Origin of the sequence: Methylobacillus glycogenes JCM 2850, from assembly GCF_000617925.1 — a bacterium.
GTDB classification, from domain to species: Bacteria; Pseudomonadota; Gammaproteobacteria; order Burkholderiales; family Methylophilaceae; genus Methylobacillus; species Methylobacillus glycogenes.
This window is the reverse complement of sequence record NZ_BAMT01000003.1, coordinates 217,444-228,479: the sequence shown is the minus strand read 5'-3', so window position 1 is coordinate 228,479 and position 11,036 is coordinate 217,444. Positions and strand designations below refer to the sequence as shown.

Genomic DNA, 11,036 nt, shown 5'->3' with positions numbered 1-11,036 from the left:
GTAACCTGAATGCGCTTATCGTCATCTTCAGCTAATGACCTTAATACCTTCGCAAACGTTTGAGCTTGGATCGGATGCTGAAAGAGCTCTGGCTCTTCGATTGCCAAGCAGATAACTCCATCTGACGATGCTGCTCCAGATTGAGCTAGAAGCTGAAGCGCTGATATAAGAATTGTCCTTTGAAAACCATGTCCCTGTCGCTCTACTGCAGTTGCAGTTGTCCCATCAAGCACAGTAACTTCGAATGTGGTCTTCGGTGCTTTGAGTTCAACCTCTGCAGGAGAAACTACAACTGCCCTACCAGGAGAGTAGGATGCAACAACTGAATTAAGTTGAGTAGTCATTGCCTCCAGCTGAGTCTTGAATTTTTCCTCATACACTTTTTGTTGCTGCGATCGTGAATCCTCGACGATTTTCGCAATTTCTTCATCAGCTGCTGCCCGATCTACGGAACGCTCAAGGATGCGACCTATGATGCTTGCTTTGCCATCAATAGACTCCTCGCTTGCTCGAAGATCAGCAGTTACTAGGACAAAGTCAAAGAGGCCACTCATTTTCCCGCCACTGTTAAAGCCAAAAAAATTGGTCTGCAAAGACTCTAGCGCATCCTCAAGCAAATCTGTATGTGATGCTTCCCAAGCTGTAATTGCCTCATCAACGGCAGAGCCAGTTTTCGCGTCCGGCAACTTCAGTTCTGGATGGTCAGAAATGAGAATTCTATATAACTCCTTCTTAGCGGTTGCATTACTTGCAGCTTTAATTTCGTTAAAAGCCGGATACCCTTTAGCGTTAGCGGAAAGAAAATCTCCCCCTTCGGGTGATCTGCGTCTCCATGCAGTAAAAGTTGGTACACCATCCGGTACATACTTGCCTAGCGCTTCTCGATCTTTCTCAGTCAACTCGTCAAATGTAACTTGAACTTCGATATTTTCCTCAGCCACCCCAAAAGAACAGTCTTTCTCAGTAAGCGAGCCAGGTTTCCCGTTGAAGAACCAGTCTAGTGCCCGAAGCACGGTTGATTTCCCAGCTCCGTTAGGCCCGATGAATGTTGTAACAGAATCAAAAGGAATCTCTACGTTTTTTAACGCTCTAAAATTCTTGATATGTACAGTTTTAATTTTCATGTAAAAACTTCTCAACACATTGCTATTACTGAAATTTAAAAATTCAATCGTATCGCTCACTACCTTAGCGAAAGGATTTGTATACAGAAAACAAGGTATGGAAAAACAGACTACAAGCAATTTTATTTATCTGGGTCAAATACCTAAAACAATGAATAATTCGCAATAATAACTTGATCCAATGAATTTTAATCTAGATATGATAATAATGAACTAATTCAAAATATTATTTCTTGGAGTATGGCACACGGTTTTTAATTATATAAGCATTAAGACCATTTCCAGCACGTGCAAGAATTTTCATTCTTTCTATATGAGCAGACCCTGCGGAACCGTACGTGTAAATATAAGTAGCTCCACTTGTGAACCGAACTAATATTCCCTCATCACCGATTTGATAAGCTGAAATTCCTGAATCTCCATTTACATCTCTGTAAGCTTCCATGTTAAGTTTCCTTGCAATATTAGAAATTTAGTTAATGCATTGATTAGTGCCCTGCATGAGTTCAACTATATCAACATCCAGGACTAAAATTGAAGAAATATTAGATTAACTTAAACAGATAAAAAATTCGCTTTATCGCAGAATTATTAATTTATAACAAAACCACACTAAGTTAAATATCAATACTACTGAATTAAGAGAAAATAATCCTGATGTATTATTAGTTTTTTGGATTTACTGAACAACTTTCATTAGGTCTTTTAAGATATTAAAGCAGACCATATAACGACTGTTTGCTCTTTCGAAGTTGCAGATAGAGTCTAAGGTAGCACTGCCACAAATAATGTTTCTATTCCGTGAAATATAAGTATTAAGAAGAAAATACTGTGCCATCATAAAAGATTGCAACTTGGTGAGCTAAAGGCCGATGCCACCATGTTTCAATCAACAAGTCGTCGATGGTGTCTTCAGATTAGTGCACACAATGTGCAGGCAAACCCTGCTTGAAAGCACGTACGCGGGCAGCGGTATCGGGGTGGGAGGATAACAACTCCGCCACCATGCTAGCCTTGGACTGATTTTTGGTTTTTTCGTCGGCCTGACGTTGCAGCGCCTGCAAGATATCCACAAACGATTGCGTAGGCACGCAAGCATGTTGCAGGCTGTTGAGCGCGTAGGTATCTGCCTCGGTTTCCATGGCGCGCGAATACTGCATCTGTAACAGGATAGCGGGCAGGCCTGAGGCCAGGGTGTCAAAATCCCCGGTCAATGCCACGATCACCAGCCCGGAAAAGGTGGCTTGCAGGGTATGGCGCAGTGAGTGACGCTTGGCAACATGGCCAAGCTCATGCGCCAGCACTGCAATTACCTGATCATTATTGTGCTTGCTGAGTGCCACCAGCTCATCGGTGAGGACAATAATGCCGCCCGGCAAGGCCATGGCATTGGCCCCCACTACACCACCGTGGCGGAATTCCAATCTATAGGCTGGACACTGTGGCTGAGGTTGCCGTGCGCAGAACTGTTGCAGGCCAGTGCTGAGGGCCTGTTGCTGCTGCGCACTCAACGTGCTGGGCTTGAAGTAGCCATAGTCGTGATCCATGGCCTTGAGCACTTGTTCACCCAGTTTGATCTCGGTATCCGCAGGCACTACGTTTGCCACTTGCTCCGCCAGCACGGGCACGCCAAAACGGATCAGGCCCCAACTCATTGCCACAGTCAGCACCAGGGCAAAGATCACCCAGCCAGATGATTTTCGAGGAAATACAGCAGCCGCCAAAAACCAGACACCGCAGGCAGGCGCAGGCTGTCAAACGCCGCATGGTCATCGGTTTCTAGCCTGCCACCATCGGGCAGCTCTATGATGCGGCGCGCACTGCCCAGTGGTGCCTGTGGCCGCAGGGCCGCGAGCAGAAAAGTTTCATGCTGCTCGCCCAGGCTAAAACTCAGCCGCCCTTCATGCAGGCTGACCCTGACTGGCTGGGCCTTGGCGGTAATGCCATCGAAATAATCAGCCTCGAATGCCTGCATGCCCTGCTAGTCCTTTTGTTTGAGTGTGGTTAACCGAGTAGTTAACCCCGAAGTTAAGCGTGTGCTTAGCCGAACGCAACGTCGATATCGAACATCTCACCGATTTCTTCACCAGCCGCTTTTACCTCAGCTTTTTTCTCGCCAACAAACTGCTCAAAATCAGTAGCGCCTACCAGCGCCAGGCGCTCAGCATGGTAACGTGCGGTGCGCACATGAGCCCAGGGTGCCAACAGGCCCAGGCTGAATATCAGGGCAAGCAGATTGGTGACATATAGCCAGATCAAACCGCGGGCGCTGAGATTGGAATCAAAGCTGATCTGATCTATACGGCTACCCTTCCACACCAGGTTCAGCACGCGCGAACGCAGAAAAGCGGCAGCCATCGTGATGCTCAGCGTATAGCCGAGAATCAACGGCCATATGAAGGACGGATTATTGAAATCAATGTGCATGCCTGCCGCTGTCAACAATACGCTGCCCAGGCCCACCACGGTCAGCCCCACCAAAATCAAGATGGCCAATGCTTGCAGATACACTTTGTAGAAACTGCCTAGGCTGAAATCACTTTGCACCTGGCTAAGACCAAAACGGTGGCCTTGCATGATGAAGCGATTGCGACCATGGGCAATAAAGGGATAAAGCAAACCCAGGGTAAACACCAGCAATAAGGGAAGCAAGATGTAATAACGCCATGCATCCTTGATGCTGCCATTGAAATCAAAACGCAAGCCACGGTAGCTGGAGTTACGCGCATTGAAGGTGAGCGAGCGCACGATGATCCAGGGCAGGAAAATCGTCAGCAGCAGCGGGAACACCACGGAGAGGACAGGAGCAATCTGGCCACTGAGTGAATACAGGATAAACAAGGCCAGCGCCAGCATGCGGCCCTTGAGTATGGCGATGGGAGAAGCATGGTAATCAAACGCCACGCCATCAATAAAGGTGTGTTGATAGAAATACTTTTTGCGTCTTACCTTGGCCCAGGCGGAATAAACCCCCAGTGTGATGATGCTTAACAGCAGATTGACGATCCAGACGCCGAAATACTCGCTGGCTTTACCCGTGAAAACAACAGGCGTGACTTTGACTTCTTGCATGGTGCTCCTCCCTTAATAAAATCGCGCAATCATTTATTTTTTGAATTTTTTAACTTTTTGAGTTTTTAACCATGCCATGCATGGCGTCGTGAGCTTAGCGCAAAGCCTCAATGCTAGCCACAGGATTTTCTCCCACTCCAATCAGGTATGACGCAATGAGATAGTACGATTGGCCGCATCCAGCTTATTGCAGAGATGATGCTGCCAGAACCTTACGGCGGCAGACCTAGACCAGGCCCTGAATAATGCAACTTAGACCTTCTCAAGCTGCGCACACATCTGCGCCACAATGATGTGTTCTATGACTCCCAACAACAGTCCGTCCTGAGCCAAGCCCCAGGCAATGTCTTCACTGCACTGGGCATTTTCTTGCCTTATTTCCTCCCGCAGCTTGCTGACGGCAGCGGGGATTCTGGCAAGAAAATAATCCAGCCTTCGTACAGCAGTTGCCCTGGCCAGACCCAGCACACGGCCAGCAGCTATCATGACCTCGCGGGTGATTTGAGAAAAATTCTGCGTTGCCCCATCCAGCCTCAGCGCCACCTTGGTGTTAGGCCATTCTGCCAAATCTCCTGCTATCGGCTCTGTATCGTAAGCGGCGGTGCACAGCAGGTCGTAGCATGGGGCAATCACAATACGGTCAGGCGAGACCATGAAAGAGAGGTTTTTAAGGTGGTTATCGCCGTTGCCTATCAGCACATTGAACACTATCCAGTCATAAAGCCATTGACGCCCTGCTGCGGGCACCTGCAGATAATTGATCACCTCGGCCAAAGCTTCTACGCTAGCCGCGCTGTATTTGAATGCACGATCTTTGTTGAGCAACTGGCAGGCATCAATCACATGCAAGCGTTCAGTGACGCCATCATGGCTGGTGACGCGGTCAAACCTTGCGGTGAGAAATACTGGCTCTGGACAAAACAGCCGCTGCACCTGCGGCACATCCAAACCCAGGGCATGCGCCAGGCGCATGGTGAAATATTCATTGACTACACTTGCGGGGAATGAGGCTTTATCTGGGTGCTGCGGTTTGAGTATATGCGTGGATGCGGTCGGGCCATCGGGTTCAAACAGGGCATGATCTTGGTATATCAACGCTAGTTTATGCTGCGCCCCCGCCAGCGACATATGCTTGGGCGAAGCCGCACCTAGTGGAATTCTGGGCATGGCGCGGATGCGTGCAGACAGTTGCTCTAGCGGTAGTGGCCGCATCCCTGCCGCCACGGCTGCCTCGCCTTCTGGCAGCAAGACCAAGGAGCCAGCAGATTCGCGACCATAGTATGCCAACAAGCCAAAGGCATCACTTTCATCCACATCAGCCTGTTTGGCCAGCACGCTACGCAAGGCTTCTTCCGGCAGCAAGTTATCGAAGTACCATTGCACGGGTCTATCCGTGCTGCCATCGATATGCTGACTGGGCATCACTTTTCTTGCCCCCTCGCTCATGCCATCACGGCGTGGCAACGCTGGTGACAGGTCATAGCCATGTTCAGCTTCAGCCCAGGCCTTGGTGTAGTCAAAGCGCCAGATATTGTCTAGCGCGCTCAGGGTGCCAACGTGGAATTCGTTGATATAAGCCTGGAGCACGCGCTTCATTCATTGCTCCCAAGCTTGCGCTTGCTGGGGCGAACCAGCCCGCCTTGCTCACGAATCTTGTGCAGGTATGGCGTTGTTGCCTCAGGCACTTCTACTGTCAGCGTCAGGCCAAGCTCACGCAGCAGCTGCAATACAAGCCCCATTTGCACGGTTTCTTTGCCGTACTCGACGTCGCCGACAAACACCGGGCCAACGCCCGCCATCCCGGCAAAATCATCCAGCCTTAGATGATGGGCCTTGCGGGTAGCACGCAGTACTTCGCCCAGCTCTGCCATAGAAGTAATTTTTACCTGCATGAACTTCACCCCATAATATATTTGATCGAATATATTTTACCTATCCAGCCAAGTCAATAACTGAAATATATGCAATCAAAATATATTCAACCCAACCAACAACAAAATATCAATAAAATATATCCGAACAAATATATTTTATTTAAAGCATGTGCCTGTGCCAGTACTTTTTCCGCCTCAGGCCAGATGTGTGAACTAGCTCTATGTAATAGAAGCGTAAAGCTAGCCGCTAAAAGCGTTTTAGACTTTCGACCTTGACAGTCCGAGCGCCTGTGCCTACCGTGCCGCCTATGGCTGACCAGAAAAATTACATTACCCCCGAGGGCTATGCCCGCCTCAAGGACGAATTCGAGCAACTCTATAAAGTAGAGCGGCCCAAAGTGGTCAGCGATGTTTCCTGGGCGGCCAGCAATGGCGACCGCAGTGAAAATGGCGACTATATTTATGGCAAGAAACGTCTGCGCCAGATTGATTCACGCCTGCGCTTTTTGATGAAGCGCATGGATATTGCGGTGGTGGTAGACCCCAACACCCAGCAGGATCTGGAAAAAATCTACTTTGGTGCCTGGGTGGAGCTGTATGCGCTGGATAAAGATGAAAGCCTGCATTACCGCATTGTCGGCCAAGATGAACTGGAGCCGAGCAAAGGCTATATCAGCTGGATTTCGCCCCTGGCGCGCGCCATGCTCGGCAAACAGCCCGGCGACGTGGTGCGTGTGATCACCCCCGCAGGTGAAGAAAGCTTTGAGGTGGTAGACGTCAGCTACCATGCGCCAGATGCTTGATGAGCTAGGCGCATCATGAGCCAGGCGCAAGCCCCTGCGGCACAGGCGACAACTCCGCGCTGGGATATTTTCTGCAGTATTGTCGATAACTTTGGCGACATAGGCGTTTGCTGGCGCCTGGCCAGACAATTGGCGCATGAGCATGGCTTGCAAGTCCGGCTCTGGCTGGATAAACCCGAGGTGGCGCGTCAGCTTATCCCTAGCCTCAACCCGGCATTAACAAGACAAATCCCTGGGCAATATATAGCTCAGGTGGAGATTTGCCACTGGCAGCTTGCAGCAGATGCTGAAATCGCTGATGCTGAAATCGCTGATGCTGAAGTCGCTGATGCTGAAGTCGCTAATGTGGTGATAGAAGCCTTTGCCTGCGAATTACCCGCAGCCTATCTACAACATATGCAGGGCCGCCGCCCGGTGTGGATTAATCTCGAATACCTCAGCGCTGAAAGCTGGGTGGATGAATTTCATGCAGGCCGCTCCGTGCACCCCAGCACGGGCCTAAGCAAGCATTTCTTCTTCCCCGGCTTTAGTCATCACACGGGTGGCTTGTTACGTGAAAGCCGCTTGCTTGCTGAGCGCATGGCTTTTCAGCAAGACGCCCAGCTACAAGCCGAGTTCTGGCAGCAGCTAGGCGTGGCACCCAGCCTGTCAGAAAACGCAGTTAAAGTGTCTTTATTCTGTTACCCGCATGCGCCCCTGCATAGCATTTTGCAGGCCATGGCCGAGGGTGAGCAGGAAGTGGATCTTTTCATCCCCGCTGGCCATATTGCCGAACAAACTCAGGCCTGGGTAGCGCAGCAAGCAGCAGCTGGATTTACAGCTCACAAGCTCAAAACCCATATCATCCCCTTCCTCAGTCAGCCTCTATACGACAGGCTGCTGTGGGCGTGTGAGCTCAATTTTGTGCGGGGAGAAGATAGCTGGATACGCGCCATCTGGGCGGGCCGCCCCCTGATCTGGCAACCTTATTTCCAGCAAGAAGACACCCATCTGGAAAAACTGCAGGCATTTCTGCAGCGTTACCATGAAAAAAGCAGTGCAAGTCTGACTGCGGAAATCATGGCTGCACATCAGGCCTGGAACGCTGATGGCTTCAAGCTGATGGCATCAACGCCCAGCAATGGCAAGCCCTGTGCGCCATACTGCCGCAATGGCAGGCCCATGCGCAGGCTTATGCCAGCGAGCTGGCCGAGCAAGAAGATCTGGCCGCTAAGCTGGTGATTTACTGTAAGAATCTTTTCTGAAATTCGGGTATAATGCGCCCCTTTTTACCCCTTAACTTTTTCTCGAAATCATATTATGAAGACAGCTCAGGAACTTCGCGTAGGCAACGTAGTGATGATCGGCACTGACCCCATGGTTGTGCAAAAGACTGAATACAACAAATCCGGCCGTAACGCTGCCGTGGTCAAAATGAAGTTCAAGAACCTGCTGACCGAGGCCCCCAGCGAGTCCGTATACAAGGCTGACGACAAGTTTGATGTTGTAGTGCTGGAACGCAAGGATGTGACTTACTCCTACTTTGCAGACCCTATGTATGTATTCATGGACGCTGAATACAACCAGTACGAAGTTGAAGCCGACAACATGACAGACGCGCTCAACTTCCTTGAAGACGGCATGGAGTGTGAAGTGGTGTTCTACAACGGCAAGGCAATTTCTGTTGACCTGCCTAACTCTGTAGTCCGTGAAATCACTTACACAGAACCCGCAGTCAAGGGTGATACCTCCGGCAAGGTGATGAAGCCTGCCCGTATCTCCACTGGTTTTGAACTGCCAGTACCTTTGTTCTGTGGCACCGGTGACAAGATTGAAATTGACACCCGCACACTGGAATACAAGAACCGCGTCAAGTAAACCTGACACTGTTCAGCAAAAATGGGAACCCGAGGGTTCCCTTTTTTATTGCCATTAATTTGTTTGCGTGAACTTATTAGCGTGAGCCTATTGTTGCGCACTTACTGTTGTGAACTTTATTGTTGTGAACTGGGCATGCCTAGTCACAAGAGATCATGCACACTAAAGCTGCTGCCCTGCATTCTTGCCTGGGTAATATTAACCGCGCTGGCCAGGTGATGATCGGCCTTGACTGGCCCCAGCTGCTCGCACATGACCACATAAGCCTGATTGATCAAAGCCTGCAAAGGTTTAAGGGCATAGGCCTGACCCAGTGAGCTGGCTTGCGCAGAGGCACCTGCCTGAGCCTCGCTCATACCAGACAACCAGGCCCACATGGCTTGTTTTTGCAGCCTGGGCAAACCCAAAGACTCCAGGCCAGCCTGCAAGCGCTGACGTATCAGCTGTTGCAGCGCAGGCTCGCTCACCGCCAGCAAGGCCGTAATTAGCTGCATAAAGGCACGCGTCATTTCATCTGGCCCTGTGGCCTGGGATTTTGGCTGCTGCTTGATGTGCGATGTCATGCTGTGCGCCGTCATGGTTTGAACATCTGCGGAGCTGACAGCGATATCAGGCAGCAACTGATCGCTGGGCAAAGCCAGCGCTGCTATCAGTGCACGCAGCATGCTGCCACGTTGGGGTTTGAGTTCGGCTCGGGTGCAGCATTGTGCCACCAGTCCGCTCAAGGCAAACACGGGCTGGCTGGCATAATCCTGCTGCCACAACGCCAGCGCCGCCTGCAATTCGTCATCGCGCAGAAACGGCCTCAAACCTGTCAGTATCGCCCGGCGGCGTAGTTGAATATCCATGCTAGAGCCGCTTGAGCTTGTCTGTAGATTTGGCCTCGGCTATGGGTTTTAGCTGGGCAATATGCTCGCTCTGATAAGCGGCATCACGGTTGAATTCGGGGTAGCCCACTTCGCCATGCTCGGTGATATCCAGGCCGCGTTGCTCGTGCAGGGGGCTGACCCGCAGCCCCACCGTGCGCGCCAACAGCGCATACATCAATAAGGCGCTGAGGAAAACCCAGACAAACGCCACGCCCACGCCTATCAGTTGCACCAGCAACTGGGCGGGATCAAACAGATGCCCCTTGAGGAACAAGCCAGCAGCCAACGTGCCCCAGACACCGCTGAAGCCATGCACGGCAACCGCACCTACCACATCATCCAGCCTGAGCCATTCCAGCAGCTTGCTGCCAAAGATGGTGACCACGCCGCCTATCAGGCCCGTGAGTATGGCAAACGGCACCTCCATGGTGGCACAGCCTGCCGTCACCGCGACCAATCCGCCCAGGCTGCCATTGACCACGCTGGTCATCAGCACGGGCTGGCGCAGCATAAGACAACTGAGCAAGGCCCCCACGGCACCTGCTGCACCAGCCATGTGCGTGTTAAGCAGAATAGGCCCGATATCGGTGCCTGCCGCCAGCGTGCTGCCCCCATTGAAACCAAACCAGCCGAACCAGAGCAGAAAGCCACCCATGGCCACCAGGCTCAGGTTATGACCGGGTATCAGGTGCACGACCTGCCCTTGCTCAGACTGCGCACTTTCTCGCCCACGCTTGCCTGGCTGAGTGCGCGGCCCAAACCTGCCCAGGCGCGGCCCCAGCACGATAATGCCCGCCCAGTGCGCACCAGCCACCCACGGAATGCACGACTGTTGAACCGGCAAAATCAATAAAGCCCATTTGTTTGAGCCAGCCATGCGGGTTCCAGGCCCAGCTACCAAACACAGGGTAAATCACGGCCATGATGCCGCAAGCCCCTAAGAGATAAGGCAAAAACCGGGTACGCTCAGCCATGGCTCCGCTGACGATGGTGGCTGCGGTTGAGGCAAACATGACCTGGAAAAACAGCATGCTGGCGCTCCAATCACCCATTTCTGCAAGGGCAAAATGATCGGTGCCCAACCAGCCACTGGGGTTGTTGCCAAACATCAGGCCATAGCCCAGCAGCCAGAACAGCAGCGTGCCCACGGCCAGATCCATATAGTTTTTCATCATGACGTTAACCGCGTTCTTGGCCCTGGCCATGCCGCTTTCCAGCATGGCAAACCCGGCTTGCATCATGAATACCAGGGCACCGCAGATGGCCACCCATGCGGTATCAACCGCCTGAACACTCGCTATCTGGCCATCTGCCAGCTCAGCCGCCCACACATCCAGCGGCAGTGCCAGCAAGGCTAGCAGCCAGTACAGGGGAATAGATTTCAATGCAGCAAGGGATGAATTCAGCGTTCGGGTCATAGGATTTTTCTTATTGAAC

Annotated in this window: 13 protein-coding genes and 1 pseudogene; 4 read left to right on the top strand and 10 right to left on the bottom strand. The window is 51.5% G+C overall.

From position 1 onward, the window contains the following. From JCM2850_RS07200 to JCM2850_RS07175, 7 genes are all read right to left on the bottom strand, one after another. On the bottom strand, positions 1 to 1,184 hold a 1,184-nt coding region (locus tag JCM2850_RS07200; RefSeq protein WP_234406147.1), incomplete at its 3' end, for an AAA family ATPase. 166 nt (positions 1,185 to 1,350) lie between these two features. Continuing rightward, entirely contained in the window at positions 1,351 to 1,569 is a 219-nt protein-coding gene (locus tag JCM2850_RS20965; protein ID WP_081774989.1) for a hypothetical protein, read from the bottom strand. Between the two features lie 472 nt (positions 1,570 to 2,041). Then, positions 2,042 to 2,809, bottom strand: a complete 768-nt coding sequence (locus tag JCM2850_RS07195) for a M48 family metallopeptidase (protein ID WP_025870796.1) — start codon at positions 2,807 to 2,809, stop codon at positions 2,042 to 2,044. Next, positions 2,806 to 3,099 carry a DUF7092 domain-containing protein gene (locus JCM2850_RS07190; protein ID WP_025870795.1) on the bottom strand — a complete coding sequence of 98 codons (294 nt, stop codon included), beginning with the start codon at positions 3,097 to 3,099 and terminating at the stop codon, positions 2,806 to 2,808. The genes JCM2850_RS07195 and JCM2850_RS07190 overlap by 4 nt, the downstream gene beginning before the upstream one ends. A gap of 65 nt (positions 3,100 to 3,164) precedes the next feature. Then, complete coding sequence (locus JCM2850_RS07185; protein WP_025870793.1) at positions 3,165 to 4,196, bottom strand: YjgN family protein; 1,032 nt, start codon at positions 4,194 to 4,196, stop codon at positions 3,165 to 3,167. Between the two features lie 252 nt (positions 4,197 to 4,448). After that, on the bottom strand, positions 4,449 to 5,792 hold the full coding sequence (locus JCM2850_RS07180) for a HipA domain-containing protein (protein ID WP_025870791.1): 1,344 nt from the start codon (positions 5,790 to 5,792) through the stop codon (positions 4,449 to 4,451). Beyond that, entirely contained in the window at positions 5,789 to 6,088 is a 300-nt protein-coding gene (locus tag JCM2850_RS07175; protein WP_025870788.1) for a helix-turn-helix domain-containing protein, read from the bottom strand. Before JCM2850_RS07175 ends, JCM2850_RS07180 begins: the two co-directional genes overlap by 4 nt. Before the next feature lie 290 nt (positions 6,089 to 6,378). Here JCM2850_RS07175 and greB point away from each other — a divergent pair, with 290 nt between their 5' ends. The 4 genes and pseudogenes from greB to efp all read left to right on the top strand — a co-directional run bounded on the left by greB (position 6,379) and on the right by efp (position 8,730). Further along, positions 6,379 to 6,873 carry a transcription elongation factor GreB gene (greB, locus tag JCM2850_RS07170; RefSeq protein ID WP_025870786.1) on the top strand — a complete coding sequence of 165 codons (495 nt, stop codon included), beginning with the start codon at positions 6,379 to 6,381 and terminating at the stop codon, positions 6,871 to 6,873. 15 nt (positions 6,874 to 6,888) lie between these two features. Beyond that, positions 6,889 to 7,905 (top strand): annotated as a pseudogene (earP, locus tag JCM2850_RS17830) (elongation factor P maturation arginine rhamnosyltransferase EarP); the annotation flags it as partial. Between the two features lie 74 nt (positions 7,906 to 7,979). Further along, on the top strand, positions 7,980 to 8,117 hold the full coding sequence (locus JCM2850_RS23610) for an elongation factor P maturation arginine rhamnosyltransferase EarP (RefSeq protein WP_369384854.1): 138 nt from the start codon (positions 7,980 to 7,982) through the stop codon (positions 8,115 to 8,117). Between the two features lie 55 nt (positions 8,118 to 8,172). Beyond that, positions 8,173 to 8,730: an elongation factor P gene (gene efp, locus JCM2850_RS07160; protein ID WP_025870784.1), complete on the top strand. Its 558-nt coding sequence runs from the start codon at positions 8,173 to 8,175 to the stop codon at positions 8,728 to 8,730. Positions 8,731 to 8,873: 143 nt separating this feature from the next. Here the strand turns inward: efp and JCM2850_RS07155 are convergent, their stop codons facing one another. From JCM2850_RS07155 to JCM2850_RS23375, 3 genes are read right to left on the bottom strand one after another with little or no spacing between them, the layout of a single operon-like run. Beyond that, the gene (locus JCM2850_RS07155) at positions 8,874 to 9,578 is read right to left on the bottom strand and encodes a hypothetical protein (protein WP_025870783.1); all 705 of its coding nucleotides are present in this window, start codon (positions 9,576 to 9,578) and stop codon (positions 8,874 to 8,876) included. A gap of 1 nt (position 9,579) precedes the next feature. Next, positions 9,580 to 10,413 (bottom strand): ammonium transporter, encoded by an 834-nt coding sequence (locus tag JCM2850_RS17825; RefSeq protein ID WP_267879249.1) that lies wholly within the window; start codon positions 10,411 to 10,413, stop codon positions 9,580 to 9,582. Continuing rightward, positions 10,307 to 11,017: an ammonium transporter gene (locus tag JCM2850_RS23375; protein WP_267879248.1), complete on the bottom strand. Its 711-nt coding sequence runs from the start codon at positions 11,015 to 11,017 to the stop codon at positions 10,307 to 10,309. Before JCM2850_RS23375 ends, JCM2850_RS17825 begins: the two co-directional genes overlap by 107 nt. Positions 11,018 to 11,036 lie beyond the last annotated feature (19 nt).